Origin of the sequence: Amycolatopsis sp. NPDC024027 (assembly GCF_040638975.1) — a bacterium.
GTDB lineage: Bacteria > Actinomycetota > Actinomycetes > Mycobacteriales > Pseudonocardiaceae > Amycolatopsis.
In genome coordinates this window covers 13,139-33,537 of sequence record NZ_JBEZYY010000034.1, presented here as the reverse complement: position 1 = coordinate 33,537, position 20,399 = coordinate 13,139, and the positions used below count along the sequence as shown (strand labels likewise).

Sequence of the window (20,399 nt, the reverse complement as noted above, 5' to 3'; positions counted from 1 at the left end):
GGTCCGGGGCGCGGCAGCGGAGAAACGGGTCACTTCTTGTCCGTGACACCCTTCACGGCGTCCTTGATCTTCTCGCCGGCCTGCTTGAGCGAGCCCTTGGCCTGCTCGGACTTGCCTTCGGCCTGCCACTGCTCGTTGTCGGTGGCGTCGCCGACGGCTTCCTTGGCCCGGCCCTTGAGCTCTTCGCCCTTGTTTTCCAGCTTGTCGTTCATCTGGGTGCACCTTCCGTCGCGGCGACATTTCCGGATCGGCCAGTCGCCAAAAGGGCCTTGACAGACTGATACCCACTCTCCGCGCGGCTACACATCGGCGGGCAGATGCCCGCCCATCCGCTCGATCCGCTGGATGGCCGGCTCGGCGAGGACGCCGTGCACGATGACCGACACCGCGACGGCGAGCGCGCCGACCCGCCACAGCACGTCCTGCTGCGGCACGGGGAGCCGGTTGAGCGTGTAGGCCAGGTAATAGAGCGTGCCGATACCGCGCACGCCGAAGAACGCGATCGCCGCGGTGGCGGGCCGTCCCGGTGACGGCGCGCCGAGCAGGGAAAGCCAGCCCACCAGGGGCCGCACCACCAGCACGGCGACGACGGCGATCACCACTTCGAGGGGCTGCAGCCCGCGCAGCAGGCCGTCGCCGATCGCCAGGCCCAGCCCCAGCAGGGCGAGCGGGACGAACAGCCGTTCCAGCTGGTGGCCGAAGGCGTGCAGGACGCCGTGGTACTCGTGCTCGCGCTCCTGCGTGCGCACCGCGACCGCCGCGACGAACACGGCCACGAACCCGTTGCCGTGGGCGGCTTCCGCCAGCGCGTAGGGCACGAACGCCAGCGCGAGCAGGACCAGCCCGTCGGCGTACTCGGCCAGCCGCAGCCGGTCCGACGGCGTGCGGAAGATCGCCCAGCCGAGCAGCCGGCCGGTGACGAGGCCGACCACGACGCCGACGACCAGGGGCAGCAGCAGGTCCACCAGCACCCAGGACAGGTCCAGGCGCGGCTCGCCGCTCGCCAGGGCCAGGCCGAGGACGACGAACGGCATGGTCAGGCCGTCGTTGAGCCCCGCTTCCGTCGTCAGCGTGAAGCGGATTTCGTTGTTCCTGGCCAGTTCCGGCTCGACGTCGGGGTGCGGGACGCCGATGTCGCCGGCCAGCACCGGGTCGGTCGGGGCCAGTGCGGCGGCCAGCAGGAGCGCGACGCCGGGAGCGAGCGCGAGCCACCAGTACCCGAGTACGGCGATCGCGAGGATCGACACCGGCATGGTGATCGCGAGCAGCCGCCACGTGGACCCCCACCGGCGCAGGCCGAACGGCCGGTCGACCGACAGTCCCGCCCCGGCGAGCGCGACGAGGATGCCCAGCTGGGCGAAGGATTCCACGCCGTCCAGGTGGGCGGCCGGGTCGCCCCAGCCGTTGCCGTAGGGGGCGGGCAGCGGGAGCAGCCCGAGCACGATCCCGGCCAGGAGCATCACCAGCGGCACCGAGAACGGCCGGTCGGCGACCAGCTTGGGCACGATCGCCGCCGCGAGCGCGAGCAGGCCCGCCACCCCGAACAACACCGTCAACGACGCCAAAGGTCTCCTCCTGCCGCTCGTCCCGCACCACTGCGGCCAGGAGACCCGGCCGAGCGTGACGCCGGGTTCCACCGGGGCGCACCGCGATCGGCCAGGCCCCCGGGAGCCGGGTAGCGTGGCGGGAAGAGGCGCGCCGCGACCCGGATTCCCGGCGTGCGGGCGGCGAAACCGAGGAGGCCGCGGTGACGGCGATGAACGGGGCCGGCAGTCCGTGCCGGTTCTGCGGCAGGCGGCGCGACCCCCGGGTGCCCGGCCGCAACGGGCCGATCTGCGTGGACTGCGTCCGCGCCGGCCTGCGCGTGGCGCGCGACGGTGCGGACCGGGAGAGCGGCGCGGGTGACGTGCTGGCCGCGGTGACGTCGCCGCTGGCCGCGGTCTGCGACTTCTGCGGCCGCCGCGAGCGCCGGACGTTCCTCGGGCTCCGGCGTCCGCTGCTGCGCGTGGACTGCGCGGCCCGGGACGCGGTGATCTGCGTGGACTGTCTCGACCACGCCGGCGACGTGCTGAACGTCGCCATGCGCGGCTGAGGGCGTTTCGGCGCGGCCACCGCGGGTAGCCGGGCGTCATGACGTCCACTCGGGAACACCGCACGCGACCGGAGACCGCTTCGGTGGCCGAGACCCTGCGTGTCGCGGTCGAGGTGGCGCTGCCCACACTGGCCGGCGGGGTGATCAAGCGCCGTCCCGCGGCCATGGCGCTGGCCGGGAAGCTGCAGTTCGACCGCCCGGCCGTGCGGTTGCTGCGCCGCCTGCGCGAGCGCCACTACGGCCGCCCGCTGAAGCTGCGCGTCCCCGGCCGGTCGGTGGAACTGGCACTGTCCGGCGCGGACGTGAAGCGGCTGCTGGCCGGCGCGCCGACGCCGTTCAGTCCGTCCACAGTGGAGAAGCGGGCCGCGCTGGGGCACTTCCAGCCGCACGGCGTCCTGATTTCGGACGCCGCCGGCCGGCCCGCCCGCCGCCGGTTCACCGAGGCCGTGCTCGACACCGGCCGTCCGCTGCACGAGCTCGCGACGCCGTTCGCCCACGCGATCGCCGAAGAGGCGGCCTTCCTGCCGAGCGAGGGTTCCCTCGACTGGGACACCTTCAACGTCGCCTGGTGGCGGCTGGTCCGGCGCGTCGTGCTCGGCTCGGGTGCCCGCGACGACACGACGCTGACCGACCAGCTCGAACGCCTGCGGTTCGACGCGAACTGGGCGTACCTGCACCCGAAGCGCAGGCAGCTGCGCGAGGAGTTCCGGCGCCGCCTGACGGAGCACCTGAACCGCGCCGAGCCGGGCAGCCTCGCCGCCGTGATCGCCGAGGTCGGCGAAGACACCGCGCCCGATCAGGTGGCGCACTGGCTGTTCGCGTTCGACGCGGCGGGGATGGCGACGTACCGCACGCTGGCCCTGCTGGCGAGCCACCCGGCGGAGCAGGAGCGGGCCCGCGCGGACATCGGGGACACCGAGCCGGCTCAGCTGAGCTACCTGCGCGCGTGCGTGCTGGACGCGGTCCGCCTGTGGCCGACCACGCCGATGATCCTGCGCGAGACGACGGAGGAGACCTCCTGGGGGCCGGCGGGGACCACGGTGCTGATCTTCACGCCGTTCTTCCACCGCGACCCCGACCTGCCTTACGCCGACCGGTTCGAGCCGGACCTCTGGCTCGACGGCCGCGCGGCCGAGAACCCGGCCCTGGTCCCGTTCAGCGCGGGCCCGGCGATCTGCCCGGGCCGCGACCTGGTGCTGTTCTGCGCGAGCACGATGCTGGCGAACCTGCTGCGCCACCACCGGTTCGAGCAGGCGTCGGGACCGGTCCTGTCCCCGGACCGCCCGCTGCCGGCGACCCTGGACAACTTCCACCTGAAGCTCAACCTGGTCGGCTGAGCCGGTGCCGCCGCCGTGTTCGCGGCGGCACCGGCTCACCGGTCACGCCGGAGCCGTGAAAACGTACGAGCCCGACGGCACGAAGTACGTCCCCGCCGCCGAAGGCACCGCCTCGGGCGGCGCGGTGATCCCCGCCGGCCGGGACGTCGGCACCACCACCGTCGCCGAGGAGCCGGCCGGGACCGTCACCCGCAGCGTCAGCTTCCCGTTCGCGATCGACCAGTCGCTGACCGCGCCGCCGTACGGCGTCTCGTACGCCGACTTCGCCGAGGTCAAGCCGCCACCCGGGCCGGGCGCGATCCGCAGCGACGAGTAGCCCGGGGACGCCGGGGCCAGCCCGCCCACCGAGCGGTACAGGAAGTCGCCGACCGAGCCGAGACCGTAGTGGTTGAACGAGTTCATCCCGGGGTCGTTGAACGAGCCGTCCGGCTTGATGCCGTCCCAGCGCTCCCAGATCGTCGTCGCGCCGTGGCCGATCATGTAGCCCCAGCCGGGGAAGTCCGGCTGCAGCAGCACCCGGTAGGCGACGTCGGCGTGGCCGTGCGCGGCCAGCACCGGCAGCAGGTTCTCCACCCCGAGGAACCCGACGATGAGGTGCCCACCGGCCGCGGCGACGCGCGCCGCCAGCTTGTCGGCCGCCGGCTGGACGCGGTCGGCCGGGAGCAGCCCGAACGCCAGTGCCAGCACGTACCCGGTCTGGGTGTTCGACCCGACCGTGCCGTCCGCGGCCACGAACCGGTTGGTGAACGCGACGCCGACCTGGTCGGCGAGCGTCCCGTACTTCGCCGCTTCGGTCGTGTGCCCGGTGGCCGCGGCCATCCGGGACAGCAACCGCGCCGACCACGCGACGAACGCCGTCGAGACCAGGTCGTGCGGGGTCTCGTCGTTGACGTTGAGCCAGTCCCCGTAGGTCTGGTGGTCGCGGATGAGGTCGGCGCCGGAGGTCGAACGCAGGTACTCGACCCACCGGACCATCGCGGCGAAGTGCTCGTTGATCACACCGGTGTCGCCGTACCGCTGCCACAAGGTGTACGGCACGATGACGCCCGCGTCGCCCCAGCCGGCCGTGCCCGAGCCGCCCAGCACCCCCGGCGCGACGTCGGTGAACGACCCGTCGTCGTGCTGCGCGTCGACGAGGTCGTCGCTGAACTTGCCGAGGAAGTTCGCGACGTCGAGGTTGAACGTCGACGTCCCGGCGAAGATCCCGATGTCGCCGGTCCAGCCGAGCCGCTCGTCGCGCTGCGGGCAGTCGCTCGGCACCGACAGCATGTTGGAGCGCTCACCCCACAGGATGTTGTGCTGCAGCTGGTTCACCAGCGGGTTCGACGTCGTGAACGTGCCGGTCTGCGCGCCGGTCGTCCACATCGCCCGGCCGGTCAGGGTCGACGCCGTCGGCGCGGACGGCAGGCCGGTCAGCTCGACGTACCGGTAGCCGTGCACGGTGAACCGCGGCTCGTACGTCTCGGCGCGACCGGTGCCCGCCAGGGTGAACCGGTCGGTGGCCTGGGCCGCGCGGAGGTTGGTGGTGTAGACCGTGCCGTCCGGGTTGAGCACTTCCGCGTGCCGCATGGTCACGGTGGTACCGGCCGGCCCGGTCACCGAAAGCCGGTTCCAGCCGCTGAAGTTCTGGCCGAGGTCGGCCACCCACACGCCGGGCTTCGGCTGGGTCCACGCGACCGGCTTGAACTCCTGCTGCACCGTGACGCCATTGTCCGCTTGCGACACCAGGTTCGGCTGCGCGCCGGTCTTCACGCGGGGTGCCGCCCAGCCGCGGTCGTCGAAGCCGGGCCGGTCCCAGCCGGTGGCGAGCCGCGCGTCGTAGGTTTCGCCCTGGTAGAGGTCGTCCGCGCGGATCGGGCCGTCACCGGCCTTCCACGTGCCGTCGGTCGCGATCGTGGTGCTCGTGCCGTCGGTGTAGGTCAGCCGCAGCTGCGCGGAGTACCACGGTTCGGTGCCGTACTTCCGGCTCCCGGCGATGCCGAGGCTCCCGGAGTACCAGCCGTTGCCCACCATCGCGCCCAGCACGTTCTCGCCGGGGCGGATCTGCCCGGTGACGTCGGAAACCCGGTACTGCACGCGTTTGGTGTAGTCGGTCCAGCCGGGGGACAGGACCTCCGAGCCGACCTTGACCCCGTTGAGGTGGGTCTCCTGCAGCCCGAGCGCGGTCGTCAGCAGCCGCGCGTTCGCGACCCGCTTGGTGACCGTGAAGCTCTTGCGCAGCAGGGGAGCGGGAGCGCTGACGGCGACGTTCGCGCCCCACGGCCCGGTGCCGTAGGCGGTCAGCGCCCGCGCCGCGGGCCAGGAGCTGTCGTCGAAGGCGCGTTGCTCCCAGCCGTCCGGGCCGCTCTGGCTCGCCTTCCACGTGCCGTCGGTGACCAGCGAAGGTCCACCTTGGACGGTCAGCTTCGCGATCGCCCCGGCCGGGCTCTGCGTGGTGTTCTCCGTGCTGATGGCGATGGTGTTCGCCCCGGCCGTCAGCAGGCTGCCGACTTCGGTGACCGCGGCCGTCTTCCACGAGTCGGCGACCCGCGGCGAGTCGCTGACGCGGGTGCCGTTGACCCAGACGGTGGCGGTGTCGTCCCCGGTCACGACCAAGGTGGCCTTCGCCGGGGCCGCGGCCAGGTCCAGGGTCTTGCGGAAGAAGCGGGTGGACGGCGGTACGCCGCCGAGCGGATCGCCTTCCGGGTACCAGATCCAGCTCGCGCCGGCGAGGTCCGGGCCGGCCGTGGCGCGGCCGAGGAACGCGCCGGTCCACTCGGTCGCCGGGGCCCGCAGCGCGGTTTCGAAGCGCTGCACCGGGCTCCAACCGGTCGTGCGGCCCTGGCCGTCCCAGACGCGGACGCGCCACGTGTACGCGGTCAGCGAGCCGAGCGCCGGGCCGCCGTAGGCGATGTCGGCCTGCTGCGCGGACGCGACGCGGCCGCTGTCCCACAGGTCGCGCCCGCCGGCGGAGACGACGATCTGGTACGCCGACTGCCGCTGCTGCGGCGCGGGGGAGGTCAGCTTCCAGGCGAACCGCGGCTGCGCCGGATCGACGCCGAGCGGGTTGACGCGGTTCGCGACCGTGGCGCTCGCGACCGACAGCGGTGACGCCGCGGCCTGGTTCGGGGTGGTGACGCCGGTGCCCCACGGCGCGGTGCCGTAGGCGCCGAGATCCGCGGCGGCCGCCCAGGTCCCGTCCGCGAAACCGGGCTGTTCCCAGCCTTCCGGCACGGTCGGCGCGCTCTTCCAGCCGGCCCCGGTGGCCAGGTCGGTGGTGCCGGCCGCGGTCGTGACCCGCAGCCGCCCGAGCAGGCCGGCCGGGCCGCCGGCGTTGCGGACGGCGACGGCGAGGGTGTTGACGCCGGGGGCGAGCGCCGGCCGCAGGTCCACCGGAAGCGCCGTGCGCCACGAGTCCCTGGTGCGGGCCGAAGACGCGAGCGGGGTGCCGTTGAGCCAGACGTCGGCGGTGTCGTCGCCGGTGAGGACGAGCCGGGCGTCGGTGACCGCACCGGCGGGCACGGCGAACGTCGTCCGGAAGTACCGGGTCCCGGCGGGCGCGGGAGTTCCTTCCGGGTACCAGATCCAGTGCGCGCCGGCCAGGGCGGGCGGTGGCGCGGCGCCGGCCGGAGGGACCGCGGCGGCCGACAGGGCCAGGATCGCGGCGAGGGTCGTGGTGGTGGCGCGCCAGAGCTTCGAGGGCAGCATGCAGGCTCCCTTGCGGCGGGGGTGGGGACGCGAATTAGAACGTTTCAACCAAGCTTTGCGAGGTGACTGTAATCACCACCTCACGTGTTGGCAATACGCCACTGGTATGCGGGAAGCCCGAAAACTGCCGGTGCGGGGAGTTCCTAAATCGTTTCAGGTCGGCGGTGCCGCCGCACCCGGACGACCACGACGACGCCCGCCGTGCCGAGCAGCACCAGCACGATCGGCAGCGCCGTCGGCAGCCACGGCCACGCGTCGCCTTCGAAGACGACTCCGTCGGTGGGCAGCTCCAGCACCTTCGCCGTCCAGCGCGCGGTGGCGACGTCGGTGCGGCGGGACAGCCCGCCGACCGCGGTGTCGTAGGGGAAGCCCGGCCGGTCGTGGACGTACTCGGGCGCCGGGCCGCCGGGTGGCGGCGTGACCCCGCGCGTCGCGCCGGGTACGAGCAGCCGGTCGAGGTCCGGCGCGGCGGTCAGGGCCGCCCGGGGCAGGAACGTCAGTCCGTGCCGGGACCGGATCGGGCCGCCGTCGGCGCTCACGGACAGGGTGCGCGAGGACAGCGACTGGCCTTCGGTGTCGAACACCGACGCGAGTTCGACCTCGCCGACGCCGTTCGCGAGGAGTACGCCGATCTTGTCGGGATTCCAGCGGAACCCGGCGTTGACGATCGCCGCCGCGTCCGGCGTCCCGGCCGGCGGGTGCACCGGCACCGCGGTGCCGTAGCGGCGCCAGCCGACGGCCGCCGCGGCGTCGGCCGCCACCGCGGGCCCGGCCAGCCGCTCGACCCAGTGCAGCGTGCCGTCGATGCCGGAGAGGATTCCGGCGGTGGTGACGACGTTCCCGTCGTCGACGAACCGCATCCCGCGCACCCACCGCACCGCCGGGTAGGCGGCGGCCCAGGCGTCGACCTTCAGCCAGTGCGCGGTGGCCGGCCGGCCGTCGAGCAACCCGGCGGAGGCGAGCACCGCGCCGCCGTTGCAGACGCTCAGCAGCTTCGAACCGTGCGCTGCCTGCGCCCGCAGCCAGGTGGTGACCGGCTCGGTGCCGGGCTCGCCGACGTCCGGGAACGCGGGCACGACGACGAGGTCCGGCGCGGATCCGCCGAGCCGGGCGGCGAGACCGGCGAAATCGAGGTCCGGGACCAGGTCGAGGCCGCCGGTCAGCGGTTCCGGCTCGCGGTGCGGCGCCACCGTGTAGACGTTGAACCGGCCGGTCGCGGCCAGGATTTCGTAGGGGGCGAGTGCGTCGGAGACCACGGCACCGCGGTCGCCGACGACGACCACCGCGGTCGGCTTGGCCGGGTCGTGCGGGACCGGCGCCGCGGCGGGGACGGGCCGCGGCGGGCCGGGAGCGTAGAGGGCGTCGATCGCGCCGAGCGCGGAGACGGTCGCGCCGACGGCGGGAACCACCAGCACGGCGGCGACCGCGGCGAGGAGGAAAGCGAGGCGCTTCAGCATGATCAGTGCCAGTACTCGGCGCGGCGCCGCACCATGGCGGCGAGCATGAGCGGGAACATGATCACGTGCCCGGCGACCATCAGCGCGGTGCCGGAGATCGCGCCCAGCCCGTACGGCACGAGGAGCGCTGCGAACGGCAGGTACATCACGGCGGCCATCTCGGCGATCCGCGGCCACGCGTGGCGGCGCAGCGCCATGGCGAGCACCATCGCGACGGTCATGTTCGTGGCCATCACGATCGCGTCGACGGCCGGGCGCTCGAGCCAGGCGGCCGGCCACAGCGGGCCGAGCGCCACCATGCCGATGAGCATGGCGACGACCATTTCGACGTAGTGGCCGGCGAACCGGGCGAGCTTGCGGGCGGTGGTCCGGGTGGCTTCGGTGGTGGTCATGGTTTCCCTCCAGGGTTGCTCCTGGACGAGAATCGCGGTTCCCGGCCGTGCTGCCAGGTGCCGGAAGTCATGACCGGGGGTCACGGTCTAAAGCAGGCCGAGATCCCTCGCGCGCAACGCGGCCTGGGTCCGGTCGCGTGCGCCGAGCTTGCCCAGCACGTTCGTGACGTGGTTCTTCACCGTGCCTTCGGCGAGGAACAGCGCCGCGGCGATCTCGCGGTTGCTGCGGCCCTCGGCGAGCAGCCGCAGCACGTCGAGTTCGCGCTCGGACAGCGGCACCACCAGCGGCTGGGGCCGCGGCGCCGGCGTGTCCGGCAGCTGGGCGAACCGCGCCACCACCTTGGCCGCCACCGACGGCTGCAGCACGGACTCCCCGCGAGCCGCCGCCAGCACCGCCTCGACCAGCCGTGCCGACGAGACGTCCTTGAGCAGGTAGCCGACGGCGCCCGCACGCAGGGCCGCGAAGACGTCTTCGTCGTCGTCGAAGGTGGTCAGCGCGATGACCCGGACGCTCGCCTGCTCCGCCCGCAGCCGCCGGGTCGCGGCCACGCCGTCGAGGACCGGCATCCGCAGGTCCATCAGGACGACGTCCGGTGCCAGCGAAGCGGCTTCGCGCAGGGCTTCGGCGCCGTTCCCGGCTTCGCCGACGACGTCGATGCCGTCGTGCGCGGCGAGCAGGGTGGCGAGGGCTTCGCGGAACAGGGCCTGGTCGTCGACGAGCAGGACGCGGACCGGCGTCATCCGGGGATCTCCATGGTCAGGGCGCTGCCGCCACCGGGGGTCGAGGTGAAGGCGAGTTCGCCGCCGAGGTGGGCGGCCCGTTCCCGGAGCCCGACCAGGCCGAAGCCGGCCGGCTCGCCGCCGTCGCTGCCCCGGCCGTCGTCGCGGACTTCGACCCGGACCGCCGTGGCGGCGTAGTCCAGGACGACGGCCACGGTCTCGGCGCCGGCGTGCTTGCGGACGTTCGTCAGGCCTTCCTGCGCGGCCCGGTAGAGCGCTTCGCGCTGCTCCTCGGAGAGCGGGCGTTCGGTGCCGGTCACCGTGAGCCGGGCCGCGACACCGGTCGCCGACGTCTCTTCCGCGAGGGCTCGCAGCGCTTCCGGCAGCGGCGGGATCGCCCGCGGTTCGCGAAGCGTCCGTACCGAGCGGCGCACCTCGGCCAGCGCGGTTTCGGCCTGCTCCTGCGCTTTCGCCAGGACGGCGTCGGCCTTGCCGGGATCGGCCGGCAGCACCGCCCGCGCGGCCTTCACCTGCATCTGGACGACGGTGAGCGAATGCCCGAGCCCGTCGTGGATGTCGCGCGCGACGCGGTTGCGCTCCTGCGCCGTCGCGAGGCGCTCGGCCTGGGCGGCGTGGTCGCGGAGTTTCGCGTGTGCCTCGGCGAGTTCGCCGCGCGAGCGCTGTTCCCGCAGCAGCAGTTCGGTGATGATCGCGGCGAACAGCACCGACATGAACGTGCCGATCCCTTCCCGCAGCCCTTCGCCCAGCGACATCCCGAGGTGCACGAGCGGGACCACGGCGATCACGAGCGCGATCGCCGGGCGCGGCAGGCGCAGCAGCACGCACTGGCTGACCAGCACGACCAGGAACAACGTCGTCCCGACGCCGGCGTCGATCGTGAAGAGCACGAAAGCCAGCGGCAGCTGGACGGCGACGTAGGCCGCGCCCCACGCGAGCCGCTCGCGGCCGCGCACCCAGCCGAAGACCACCGTCGCGAGCACGGCGAAGACCGCGCCGAGCAGGAGGGCGAGCCGGGGTTCGCCGGAGCCGAGCACCCCGAGCACGATCGAGAGGAAGGCGCCGCAGGTCAGCACCCCGAGGGCCCGGTTCATGCGGTCACTGTGGAGGCTGCGGCGCCCCGCGGTCAACCACGAAAGCGCTCACACGGCCGTTCGACGTCCCGGCGCTTACGCTGGAAACCACGGCGAGGCCGATACGGGGGTTTGACATCGATGTCAGTGCTCTGGGGCGTGTCCTTCGACGCCACTCCGCTGTCCGGGGTCGTGGTCGAGTTCCTCAAGACGGCGCACCGCTTCGCCGCGCGCGGGCACCGCGTCCACCTGGATCTCGGGTACGACATCAAGGCCGACAAGGGCGCGTTCTTCCGCCCCTACCGCGACGAGGCCCAGCTGCTGCCGGACTGGGTCACGCTCGACCGCGTCGAAGGCGTCGAGCGGATCCGCGGCTACGACCGCGAGTTCGTCGAGCGGGTCCTGGGCGAAGTCGTGCAGGACGGCGACGACACGCTGCGGCCGGAGATCGACCGCGTCGCCGGCGAACTGGCGGACCGGATGGTGGCCACCTGGGAACGCCTCGGCGTGACCGTGGTGATGGTGGAGAACGGGACCCTGCCGGAGAACCTCGCCTACACCGAGGCGCTGTACGCCGCGATCGATCGCTACGGCGCTCGCCACCGGCTCGGCCGGTTCGTGTTCTGGCGCGACCACGACCTGATGTGGCAGAGCGAACCCGGCATCGCCAAGTACGGCACGTTCCCGTACCCCGGCGTCCCCGCGCCGCGGAACTCCCCGCACATCCACTACTTCGCCCTGCACGAGCAGGCGAAGGCGCGGACGCTGGAGTGGGTCCCGGAGCTGGCGAACATCGACGTCCTGCCCAACTCCTTCGCCATCGCCCCCGCGCGCATCGACGAGCGCAACGCGGCTTTCCGGCGCGACCACGGGATTCCGGACGGCGTCCCGCTGCTGGCCCGGATCACCCGGATCATCCCGCAGAAGCGCATCGACCGGGACCTCCACCTGCTGGCCCTGCTGCCGGACGCGTGGCTGTTCGTCGCCGGTGACGTCGGCGAGACACCCACCGAACACGCCCGGCTCGTCGACCTCGCGAATCGCCTGGGCGTGCGCGAGCGCGTCGTGTTCGGCGGCTGGCTGACCCCGTACGACACCGCCGTCCCCGGCCGGTACTCCGTGCGCGACCTCTTGGCCCACACGACGGTCGTGTCCTTCCTGACCTCCTACGACTACGAAAGTTACGGCAACCCGGTCAGCGAGGCGATCGCGTCCGGGACGCCGTACATCACCAGCGGGTACGAGCTGTACGACGTCGTCTACGGCGGTTTCCGGGCGCCGGTGCTGGACATCCGGGCCCGCGACCTGCCGGACGCGGCGTTCGCGCGCGAAGTCGCCGAGCTGATCACCGACGAAGGGAAACGGGCGGAAGTGGTGCGGGTGAACTCGGAACTCGGGCAGGCGCGGTTCGGCGCGCGGGTCGTCGACGACCTGGTGGACCGGCTGTACCCGCCGCCGATGGGCGCGGCGACGCGGCTGAGCGTCGTGCTGCCGGTGTACAACGAGGCCGCGAACCTGCCGGAGGTGCTGCGGACGCTGCACGACCAGCACGACGGCGACGCGCCCCTGGACAAGAGCCGGTACGAGGTCGTGCTCGTCGACAACAACTCCACCGACGACACCGTGGCCATCGCGCACGCCTTCGCGGCCGCGCACCCGGACCTGGCGCTGCACGTCATCCACGAACCCGAGCAGGGTGTTTCGTGCGCGAGGCGAGCGGGGATGGACTTCGCCGCGGCCCGCAGCCGGAACCGGCCCGACAGCGACCCGGGGGAGCGGTACTATCTCGTCTCCGCCGACGCGGACTGCCGCGTCGACCCGCACTGGCTGAGCGAACTGTTCACCGCGATGGAGTCGAGCAAGGCCGCCATCGGCGTCTGCGACTACTACTACAACGCCGAACACTTCACCGGGCGGCCGCGGCTGTGGGACGCGATCCAGCGGACACTCCGGTGCCGCGCCGTCACCTTCGCGCTCTTCGGCGGCTTCCCCGACGGCAAGGGCTTCGCGGTCGAGCGCGACGCCTACGAGCGCGCCGGCGGCATCGAGATCTTCTACCAGCTGCAGGACGGGAAGTTCGTCAACCACCTCTCCGACGACTGGGACTTCGGGATCAAGGTCGCCAGCGGCGGCGACGCGATCACCTACGCCCCGCGCTCGCGCGTCGAGATCAACCCGCGGCGCGTCGACCACGCCATCGACGAGGTCATCGCCGGCCGGGCCTACGGCTCGGACGGCATCATCGTCATGCGCGACATCCGGCCGTCGGCGCCTCCGGTGCCGGCCGACCTCACCGAAGCCGAAGCGAAGCAGGCCTGGGAGTTCTCGATCAAGGACTTCACCCCGAAGAACACCATCCTGCCGGTGCTCCTGACGCCCGCGCTGCTGGAGGACGACGCCGTCATCGCCTTCTTCGGCGCCGATCTCGCCGCGCGGCTGGCCCGGCGGATCAGTGAGATCCGGCACGAGATGCGGGTCGTCGACTTCACGCCGATCCACGCCTACAAGACGCCGTCCTACCGGCTGTACTTCGAGTTCGCCGACGAGCTGTTCGCCTGCCTGCGGCGGCACGTCGGCGCGGACATCGGCCACCCGCCTCCCCTGCCGCCGTGCCTGGCGGCGGTGCCGGCCGCGCGGTTCGCGGAGTTCGTCCGCTACTACTGCGAGGACCGCGAGTCGGGAGAAGCCCACAACTACTTCGGCAACGGAGGGGTGTTCTGAATGACCCTGGGCTATGAAGAAGCGGTCGGCTCGCTGCACGCCATCGACCCCGCGTGGCCGCGGCCCGCCGTGCTCGACGTCCTGGAGGCGCCCGAGAACCGGCACCTGCTCGACTTCGTGCAGGAAGACCCGTTCGGGGCGCACGTGTTCCCCGGCAACGTACCCGGCACGCCGGCGGAGTTCCTGCGCGACCTGGACGCGCAGCTGGCCTCGTCCGGGCCGATCCACCTGTGGTCCTACATCCCCACGTGCGCCTACCGCTGCCGGTTCTGCCAGTACCCGGTGGTGCTGGTCAAGGGCAAGATCGAGAAGGCGGCCGACTGGGTCGACCTCAACATCGCCGAGGCGCGGCTGTGGCTCGACGCCGTGCCGAACCTGGCCGGTGCCGCGGTGGGGGAGTTCAACGTCTTCGGTGGCACGCCGTCGCTGCTGCCGGAGGCCGAGATCCGCCGCCTGCTGGAGTTCTACCGCTCGCACTTCGGGTTCACCGCCGACACGACGATCCGCTTCGAAGGCGACCCGAGCACGTTCACCCCGGCCAAGCTCGACCTGCTGCGGGAACTGGGCTGCACCAAGCTGTCCAGTGGCGTCCAGTCGTTCGACGACCACGTGCTCGAGCTGTGCGGCCGCGAGCACACCGCGAAGATGTGCGTCGACTTCGTCCGCAATGCGACGGCGGCGGGCTTCGAATGGGTCAGCATCGACCTGATGTACGGCCTGCTCGACCAGACCCTCGACAGCGTCCGCCGCGACCTCGACGTCGTGCTGGAGAACGAAGTCACGGCGGTGGTGTGCACGAAGCTGCACCTGGCTTCCTACAGCGACACCCGCACCGGCGTCACCGGGGAGAAGCCGGCCGCGTGGCAGCTGCCGTCCTACCGGGACAAGCTGGTGCGCGACGGGCACCGCTGGCCGACCCTCGGCGAGCAGTACCAGATGCGGGAGCTGCTGACCGAGGGCCTGCGCGCGGCCGGGTACACCGAGCACCCGACGATGTACTTCGCGCGCGACGGCCTCGGGCCGGAGAAGTGGAAGTCCATCATGGTCGACCAGGACAAGCAGGAGGCCGAGGTCGCGATCGGGCTGGGCGGCAGCTCGAGCTGCCGCGCGTCCGAGGCGATCACCGACGTGAACTCCCGCCGCTACCCCGAAACCGTGCGCTCCGGCCGGATCCCGCTGGGGTCCGCGACGCGGTTCACGCCCGAGGCGCAGGAAGCACGGGCCGTCAAGATGGCGCTCACGACGTTGCAGCCGCTGCGGGATTCCCTGCACACAGCGCGGTTCCCCGGGCGCTCGCTGTTCGCGGAACCGTGGCTGGGCAAGTTCCGCTCGCTGGCTTCGCGGGGCCTCGTCCGGTTGCGGCCGGGTGTCGTCGAGCTGACGCCGGCCGGGGAAGTGCTCGTCGAGGCGATCATCACCACCGAACTCTGAAGATCACTGCATCGGGTGACACAAGCCTCGCGGGGACCGAGCCCGGCAGGCAGCATGGATTCCGGATCTGCCCGTACCGAGATCGGAGCCCGGATGAACCGAACCGTACCGGGACAGCGGCCGGCGGGAGCGGCCGCGCTGGCGGTGCTCGCGGCGCTGGTGGCCGCGACGCCCGCCCGAGCCGACCATTCCCCGGCCGACTACTCCCTGGCCGACTACTCCCCGGCCGACTACTCCCTGGCCGACACGAACTACGCGGGCACGCAGATCGCGCGCCACGAAGGCGTCCGGGGCACCCCGCGGACCGACCCGGCCGAGCAGACGCTCGGGCACGACGTCAGCGGGCACCAGGGCCCGGTCGACTGGGCCGCCGCGGCCGGCGCCGGGGCGAAGTTCACCTACGTCAAGGCGACCGAGGGCACCGGCTTCGTCAACCCGCAGTTCGGCCAGCAGTACGACGGCGCGCACGCGGCGGGCATCATCCGCGGCGCCTACCACTTCGCCCGCCCGGACGTCTCGGGCGGCGCCGAGCAGGCGGAGTACTTCATCGCCAACGGCGGCGGCTGGCGCGCGGACGGCACCACGCTGCCCGGCGCGCTCGACGTCGAGTACAACCCGTACGGCGACGTCTGCTACGGCAAGAACCCGGCCGACCTGACGGCGTGGATCGCGGACTTCACCCGCACGTACCTGGCGAAGGTCAAGCGCAGCGCACTGATCTACACGAGCACGGCCTGGTGGAAGCAGTGCACCGGCAACACGGCCCGCTTCGGCAACACCGATCCGCTGTGGCTGGCGCGCTACGGCCCGGACGTCGGCGAGCTGCCGGCGGGGTGGGAGAAGCAGAGCATCTGGCAGTTCGCCCGCGGCGGCGGCCTGCCGGGCGACCAGAACTACTACAACGGCCCGATCGGCCGGGTGCAGGCGCTGGCGAAGGGCTAGGTCGCCCTGGCCGGCCCCCGGCGCTAGCGCCTGCGTTGGCGCAGGTCCGGCCACGGCGGCCGGTGCACCATGGCGATCCCGGCGAGGGTGGCGGCGACCAGCCCGATGCCCACGCCCAGCAGGGCGACGCGGGTGGCGTCGACCGCCGGTTCCCACCTGGCCTGGCCGTCGCGGACCGCGAACACGCCGACCGGCCGGTGGACCGGGAGCACCGTCGTCCCGTCCGGGGTTTCGTACGGATCGCCGAACGTGCGGGGTTCGCTCATGCCGCCATCGAACCGGAGACCGCCGCCGCTGACAAGATCGGACAAATCCTTGTCGCCTGCGTGACCGGCTGCTTACGATCGGCGGAGGAGCTGTTCGTCGCTCGTCCTTTGTGGACTCAGGAGGCGCCGTGCGCAGGATCGCCGTTCTCGCTGCGGTTTCCGTGGCCGCGGCCGCCGTCGTCTCCGCTCCGGGCGCCGCCGGGGCCGGGCGGGCGTGGTTCACGTCGTGGGCGCAGTCCCAGGACGGGCGGGCCGACACGGCGGTCACCGGGCAGTCGCTGCGGATGATCACCCACCTGAGCCAGGGTGGCGACGCCGTGCGCGTCCGGTTCCAGAACACCTTCGGCACCGGGCCGCTGACCATCGGGCACGCCACCGCCGGGCCGAGCGCGGGCGGTGCCGCCGTCACCGGGGTCCGCGACCTGACCTTCTTCGGGCGCCACGCCGTCACGATCCCGGCGGGCGGCGAGGTCTGGAGCGACGAGACGAAGCTCGTGACGCGCCCGGACTCCGACCTCGCGGTGAGCATGGCGGTCGAAGGGACCGCCGTGCCCGGCCGCCACGGCGCGGCCTTGCGCGACAACTACCTCACGCCACCGGACTCGGGCGACCACGCCGGCGATGCTTCGGGCGAAGCCTTCACGGCGACGGTGGGCGCCACGTACGTCGTCAGCGCCGTCGACGTGCACAACGCGGCTTTGCAGGGCGTCGTCGTCCCGTTCGGCAGCTCGGTCGTCGACGGCATCGGCAGCACCAACTGCGGCCCCGGCTGCACCGAGCTCGGCGCGAACCGCCGGTGGACCGACGACCTGGCGCGGCGGATCGTCGCCTCGTCCGCGCAGCTCGCCGTCGCGAACGCCGGCGTCTCGGGCACGACGAGCGCCCGGTCGTGCCCGGGGATGCCGCCGTCGGTCGCGGGCCTGGACGCGGCGAGCCGGCTGGACCGGGACGTCCTGGCGCTGCACGGCGTCACGGCCGTCATCTACTACTACGGAACCAACGACCTGGCGTACGGCTGCGACGCGGCGACGATCCTCGACAGCTACCGGGCGGTGTTCGCGCGGCTGCGGGCGGCGGGCATCCCGGTGTACGTCACGCCGAGCACGCCGCGGCCGGGGTACAGCGACCAGGCGAACCTGGCCCGGCACGAGATCGCGCTGTTCGTCGAGCGCTGGAACACCTGCGGCGGCACGTGTTCCGGTGTCGTGGACTTCGACACGGTGCTGGCGGACCCGCTGAAGCCGAACAGCATCCTGCCGGCCTACGACAACGGCGACGGCATCCACGCGAACGCCGCCGGCCAGCAGGCACTCGCGGACTTCGTCTCGGTGCCGATGCTCACCCGATCCGGGCTGGTCGGCCACACGATGGGGTGAGCCGGCGAGTCGGAATGGCGGAACTGTGCGTGCCGGTCAGCAGAGTACGTCCGGTGATGAACGAGTCGATGGACGACGCCGGGTGCTGCCTGCTGTCGGTGGCCTGGAACGTCGCCCCGCTGGCCGAAGGGCCGCCGGGCTCCCGTCGCGGCGACCTGCGGCGCACGGTGGAGACGGTCTGCCGCACCGCCGGTCACGGCGCCCGTGACTGGGCCGCGCGGCACGGAGCGGGCACGGAGGCCCAGTACCGGCCGTTCCTGCAGCTCGCCGACGTCGCCTACGAGATCGCGACGCTCCTGCTGCTGGTGGAGGACTTCCTGGTGCCGGACCTGGAGCGCGAGCACCGCCGCTGGGCGGAGATCGAGGAGCTGACCGGCCGGCTGACGGAGCTGTCCGAGTGGACGGCGGCCTTCCTCTTGTCAGGCGCACCCTTACGACTGTAAGGTCGCGCCTGACAAAGGAGGTCTCATGGGTACTGCGGTGTTCGCACGCTGCTCGTTCTGTTCCAAGCCCAACACGGAAGTGGACACGCTGGTCGCCGGCCCGGGGGTGTTCATCTGCGACGGGTGCGTGCAGCTGTGCGTGTCGGTGATCGAAGGAAAGCCGGCGGACGTCCCGCTGATCGCGCCGTGGGAGCACGACCTGCCCTTGGAGCAGGTGCTTTCGAACCTGCGCCCGGTATCGGCGGCGAGCACCCAGGTCCAGGACAACCTGGCGGCCTGGGTGGGCAAGGCCCGCGCCCTGGGCGGTACGTGGTCCCAGATCGGCGAGGCGCTGGGGATGACCCGCCAATCGGCTTGGGAGCGGTTCGCTCAGATGTGATGTCCGCGGAGGTTGGTCAGCCGGGTGATGGGTGGCTTGCCGCCGGTTGCGCTGTGGGGTCGGTGGTGATTGTAGAAGTGCAGCCAGCCTGGTAGCGCGGTCCGTCGCAGGGTTTCGGAGGGGTAGAAGCGGGCGTAGGCCGAGCCGTCGGCCAAGGTGCGGTGGAACCGCTCGATTTTTGCCGTTGGTTTGCGGCCGGTATGGCTGGGGTCCGTTTCGGGGTGATTCCCAGCTCGGTGCAGGTGTCGCGCCAGGCGTGGGAGCGGTAGGCCGACCCGTTGTCCGATAGCACCCGTTTGACGGTGACGCCGTGGGCGGCGAACCAGGCCACCGACCGGTGCAATACCCCGGTGGCGGTGGCGGCGGTTTCGTCGGCGTGGATCTCGGCGTAGGCGAGGCGGGAGTGGTCATCGAGCACCGTGTGCACGAATGCGGTCCCGATCTTGGGGTTGTGGTAGGCGTTGCGGGGCTTGCCCGGGGTCGCGGCGCGGTTGCGATCTCCTTGCTGCCGGCCGACGAATCGGTGTCCGCCGCCGTCGGGGATGTTGCCGAACTTGGTGACATCGACGTGGATCAGCGAGCCGGGGTGGTCGTGTTCGTAGCGGCGCAGCGGTTCACCGGTGACCCGGTCGATGCGGGAGAGTCGGTTGATCCGGCAGCGCACCAGCACCGCGTGCACTGTGGAGGCGGGTAGGTCGAGCCGGCCGCCGATCTGGACCGGGCCCAGCCGCTTGCGCCACCGCAGCCGCACGATCGCCCGCACCAGGTGCTGGGGTGTGCGGGCCGGACTGTGATGCGGACGGCAGCTGCGGTCAGCCATCCCGGCCGGGCCTTCAGCGCGATAGCGGTCGGCCCATTTGCGGGCGTTTTGGGTGCGACCATGAACATCTTCGCCCTGCGGTCGGGGTCCAGCCCTGATCGACGATCAGACGAGCCAGCCGCAGCCGGGTGCGTGGGGTCAGGGTGGCGTTAGGGTGGGACACGAAGGCCTCCGGAGGGTGTGAAGCGGTTCCTAGACAGCTCCACTTCACATCCGGAGGCCTTCACCTGTCAGCACGACAGGCCGCCACCGGGTCACCTCAACTCGGGACAACGTCCCTGGACATCACACCTAGACCTTCACGCCGACCCCGGCGTAAAGACCGTCTTCTTCGGGATCGACGACGGCGGCGAGCCGGTCCGGCCGCCAGTTGGCCGAGGTGGTCAGCCCGGGTTCGACGAGCTCGAAGCCCTCGAAGAGCGCCAGCACTTCGTCTTTGGTGCGCGGGTGGATGTGGTCCTGGGTCTGGCGCATGGTTTCGGCGACGCGCGGGTCGCTCAGGACGGCGAAGTCGTTGGTCAGATGGGTGAGCGCGAGGTAGCTGCCGGGCGCGAGGGCGTCGCGGTAGGCGGCGAACACCCCGCGGACCTCGGGCAGGTAGTGCCCCAGGGTGATGGCCAGCAACCCGACGGGCTTGCCGAGGTCGAGCAGCCGTTCCACCGGTTCGGACTTCAAAACAGCCGCGGTGTCGGTGGCATCGGCTTCGAGGGCCTCGGCGTGAAGGTTGCCTTTGAGCAGCATCCGGCTGTGCGCGACGGCAACGGGTTCGTAGTCGACGTAGACGACCTTGGCGGCCGGATCGACCTCTTGGGCGACTTCGTGCACGTTGCCGACGGTCGGGATGCCGGAGCCGAGATCGAGGAACTGCCGGACGCCTCGGTCGAGCATGAACCGCACCACGCGCCGGAGAAAGGCCCGGTTCCGCCGGGCGACCGCGGCGACCTGGGGCTGGATGGCCTCGAGCTTGCGCGCGACGTCCCGGTCGGGCGCGAGATTGTGGGCCCCGCCCAGCAGGTAGTCGTAGATCCGCGCGGCACTGGGCCGCGAGAGATCGGCCCCGGCCGGGATCCAGTCGGCGCCTTCCTGATCGGTCATGGTGGTCCCCTCGAGTCGGCTCGGCTCACTTTAGCGCTCCCCACGGCGCTCATCCCGTGAACGGCTTGAGCACCATGGCGACCGTCGTTTTCCCTCTCGCTGCCAAAGGATCTCGGAGCTGGGCAGTCGGCGTTCGAGACTGGCATCGTC

17 protein-coding genes and 1 pseudogene are annotated in these 20,399 nt (G+C 72.1%); 8 read left to right on the top strand and 10 right to left on the bottom strand.

Annotated elements, in window-relative coordinates; genetic code table 11:
• Positions 1–29 precede the first annotated feature (29 nt).
• Positions 30–212, bottom strand: a complete 183-nt coding sequence (locus AB0F52_RS46630) for a CsbD family protein (protein WP_013226939.1) — start codon at positions 210–212, stop codon at positions 30–32.
• Between the two features lie 87 nt (positions 213–299).
• The gene (locus AB0F52_RS46625; protein ID WP_360185397.1) at positions 300–1,565 is read right to left on the bottom strand and encodes a cation:proton antiporter; all 1,266 of its coding nucleotides are present in this window, start codon (positions 1,563–1,565) and stop codon (positions 300–302) included.
• A 191-nt stretch (positions 1,566–1,756) separates the two neighbouring features.
• Here AB0F52_RS46625 and AB0F52_RS46620 point away from each other — a divergent pair, with 191 nt between their 5' ends.
• Both AB0F52_RS46620 and AB0F52_RS46615 read left to right on the top strand, forming a co-directional pair.
• Positions 1,757–2,092 (top strand): hypothetical protein, encoded by a 336-nt coding sequence (locus AB0F52_RS46620; RefSeq protein WP_360185530.1) that lies wholly within the window; start codon positions 1,757–1,759, stop codon positions 2,090–2,092.
• Between the two features lie 38 nt (positions 2,093–2,130).
• On the top strand, positions 2,131–3,429 hold the full coding sequence (locus tag AB0F52_RS46615) for a cytochrome P450 (protein ID WP_360185394.1): 1,299 nt from the start codon (positions 2,131–2,133) through the stop codon (positions 3,427–3,429).
• A gap of 42 nt (positions 3,430–3,471) precedes the next feature.
• On the opposite strand, the gene AB0F52_RS46610 is transcribed toward AB0F52_RS46615, so the two are convergent.
• The 5 genes from AB0F52_RS46610 to AB0F52_RS46590 form a co-directional block, all read right to left on the bottom strand.
• The gene (locus AB0F52_RS46610; RefSeq protein ID WP_360185391.1) at positions 3,472–7,116 is read right to left on the bottom strand and encodes a family 78 glycoside hydrolase catalytic domain; all 3,645 of its coding nucleotides are present in this window, start codon (positions 7,114–7,116) and stop codon (positions 3,472–3,474) included.
• Positions 7,117–7,259: 143 nt separating this feature from the next.
• The gene (locus AB0F52_RS46605; protein ID WP_360185388.1) at positions 7,260–8,573 is read right to left on the bottom strand and encodes a DJ-1/PfpI family protein; all 1,314 of its coding nucleotides are present in this window, start codon (positions 8,571–8,573) and stop codon (positions 7,260–7,262) included.
• Between the two features lie 2 nt (positions 8,574–8,575).
• The gene (locus tag AB0F52_RS46600; RefSeq protein WP_360185385.1) at positions 8,576–8,965 is read right to left on the bottom strand and encodes a hypothetical protein; all 390 of its coding nucleotides are present in this window, start codon (positions 8,963–8,965) and stop codon (positions 8,576–8,578) included.
• An 87-nt stretch (positions 8,966–9,052) separates the two neighbouring features.
• Entirely contained in the window at positions 9,053–9,706 is a 654-nt protein-coding gene (locus AB0F52_RS46595) for a response regulator transcription factor (RefSeq protein ID WP_360185383.1), read from the bottom strand.
• On the bottom strand, positions 9,703–10,797 hold the full coding sequence (locus AB0F52_RS46590; protein ID WP_360185380.1) for a sensor histidine kinase: 1,095 nt from the start codon (positions 10,795–10,797) through the stop codon (positions 9,703–9,705). Before AB0F52_RS46590 ends, AB0F52_RS46595 begins: the two co-directional genes overlap by 4 nt.
• 120 nt (positions 10,798–10,917) lie before the next feature.
• Between AB0F52_RS46590 and AB0F52_RS46585 the strand changes: the two genes are divergently transcribed.
• From AB0F52_RS46585 to AB0F52_RS46575, 3 genes are all read left to right on the top strand, one after another.
• Positions 10,918–13,497, top strand: a complete 2,580-nt coding sequence (locus AB0F52_RS46585; protein ID WP_360185377.1) for a glycosyltransferase — start codon at positions 10,918–10,920, stop codon at positions 13,495–13,497.
• The gene (locus AB0F52_RS46580) at positions 13,498–14,928 is read left to right on the top strand and encodes a radical SAM protein (protein WP_360185375.1); all 1,431 of its coding nucleotides are present in this window, start codon (positions 13,498–13,500) and stop codon (positions 14,926–14,928) included.
• Positions 14,929–15,021: 93 nt separating this feature from the next.
• Entirely contained in the window at positions 15,022–15,870 is an 849-nt protein-coding gene (locus AB0F52_RS46575; protein ID WP_360185372.1) for a GH25 family lysozyme, read from the top strand.
• Between the two features lie 23 nt (positions 15,871–15,893).
• Here the strand turns inward: AB0F52_RS46575 and AB0F52_RS46570 are convergent, their stop codons facing one another.
• Positions 15,894–16,136: a hypothetical protein gene (locus tag AB0F52_RS46570; RefSeq protein ID WP_360185369.1), complete on the bottom strand. Its 243-nt coding sequence runs from the start codon at positions 16,134–16,136 to the stop codon at positions 15,894–15,896.
• Positions 16,137–16,264: 128 nt separating this feature from the next.
• On the opposite strand from AB0F52_RS46570, the gene AB0F52_RS46565 reads away from it, so the two are divergent.
• Genes AB0F52_RS46565 through AB0F52_RS46555 form a run of 3 tightly spaced genes read left to right on the top strand, consistent with a single transcriptional unit; the run spans position 16,265 to position 18,334 of the window.
• On the top strand, positions 16,265–17,512 hold the full coding sequence (locus tag AB0F52_RS46565) for a GDSL-type esterase/lipase family protein (protein WP_360185366.1): 1,248 nt from the start codon (positions 16,265–16,267) through the stop codon (positions 17,510–17,512).
• Positions 17,513–17,568: 56 nt separating this feature from the next.
• Complete coding sequence (locus AB0F52_RS46560) at positions 17,569–17,955, top strand: hypothetical protein (protein WP_360185527.1); 387 nt, start codon at positions 17,569–17,571, stop codon at positions 17,953–17,955.
• 25 nt (positions 17,956–17,980) lie between these two features.
• Positions 17,981–18,334: a ClpX C4-type zinc finger protein gene (locus AB0F52_RS46555; protein WP_360185363.1), complete on the top strand. Its 354-nt coding sequence runs from the start codon at positions 17,981–17,983 to the stop codon at positions 18,332–18,334.
• On the opposite strand, the pseudogene AB0F52_RS46550 reads toward AB0F52_RS46555, so the two are convergent.
• Together AB0F52_RS46550 and AB0F52_RS46545 are read right to left on the bottom strand one after the other, a co-directional pair.
• Positions 18,325–19,317: pseudogene (locus tag AB0F52_RS46550) on the bottom strand (IS481 family transposase). The gene AB0F52_RS46555 and the pseudogene AB0F52_RS46550 sit on opposite strands and share 10 nt — an antisense overlap.
• 128 nt (positions 19,318–19,445) lie before the next feature.
• Positions 19,446–20,249 carry an SAM-dependent methyltransferase gene (locus tag AB0F52_RS46545; protein ID WP_360185361.1) on the bottom strand — a complete coding sequence of 268 codons (804 nt, stop codon included), beginning with the start codon at positions 20,247–20,249 and terminating at the stop codon, positions 19,446–19,448.
• Positions 20,250–20,399: the final 150 nt, after the last annotated feature.

What these genes read in the sequence shown, in the direction of transcription:
- AB0F52_RS46630 (WP_013226939.1), bottom strand. Translation starts at nt 212, where the DNA reads ATGAACGACAAGCTGGAAAACAAGGGCGAAGAGCTCAAGGGCCGGGCC.
- AB0F52_RS46620 (WP_360185530.1), top strand. Translation starts at nt 1,757, where the DNA reads ATGAACGGGGCCGGCAGTCCGTGCCGGTTCTGCGGCAGGCGGCGCGAC.
- AB0F52_RS46615 (WP_360185394.1), top strand. Translation starts at nt 2,131, where the DNA reads ATGACGTCCACTCGGGAACACCGCACGCGACCGGAGACCGCTTCGGTG.
- AB0F52_RS46610 (WP_360185391.1), bottom strand. Translation starts at nt 7,116, where the DNA reads ATGCTGCCCTCGAAGCTCTGGCGCGCCACCACCACGACCCTCGCCGCG.
- AB0F52_RS46605 (WP_360185388.1), bottom strand. Translation starts at nt 8,573, where the DNA reads ATGCTGAAGCGCCTCGCTTTCCTCCTCGCCGCGGTCGCCGCCGTGCTG.
- AB0F52_RS46600 (WP_360185385.1), bottom strand. Translation starts at nt 8,965, where the DNA reads ATGACCACCACCGAAGCCACCCGGACCACCGCCCGCAAGCTCGCCCGG.
- AB0F52_RS46595 (WP_360185383.1), bottom strand. Translation starts at nt 9,706, where the DNA reads ATGACGCCGGTCCGCGTCCTGCTCGTCGACGACCAGGCCCTGTTCCGC.
- AB0F52_RS46590 (WP_360185380.1), bottom strand. Translation starts at nt 10,797, where the DNA reads ATGAACCGGGCCCTCGGGGTGCTGACCTGCGGCGCCTTCCTCTCGATC.
- AB0F52_RS46585 (WP_360185377.1), top strand. Translation starts at nt 10,918, where the DNA reads ATGTCAGTGCTCTGGGGCGTGTCCTTCGACGCCACTCCGCTGTCCGGG.
- AB0F52_RS46580 (WP_360185375.1), top strand. Translation starts at nt 13,498, where the DNA reads ATGACCCTGGGCTATGAAGAAGCGGTCGGCTCGCTGCACGCCATCGAC.
- AB0F52_RS46575 (WP_360185372.1), top strand. Translation starts at nt 15,022, where the DNA reads ATGAACCGAACCGTACCGGGACAGCGGCCGGCGGGAGCGGCCGCGCTG.
- AB0F52_RS46570 (WP_360185369.1), bottom strand. Translation starts at nt 16,136, where the DNA reads ATGAGCGAACCCCGCACGTTCGGCGATCCGTACGAAACCCCGGACGGG.
- AB0F52_RS46560 (WP_360185527.1), top strand. Translation starts at nt 17,569, where the DNA reads ATGAACGAGTCGATGGACGACGCCGGGTGCTGCCTGCTGTCGGTGGCC.
- AB0F52_RS46555 (WP_360185363.1), top strand. Translation starts at nt 17,981, where the DNA reads ATGGGTACTGCGGTGTTCGCACGCTGCTCGTTCTGTTCCAAGCCCAAC.
- AB0F52_RS46545 (WP_360185361.1), bottom strand. Translation starts at nt 20,249, where the DNA reads ATGACCGATCAGGAAGGCGCCGACTGGATCCCGGCCGGGGCCGATCTC.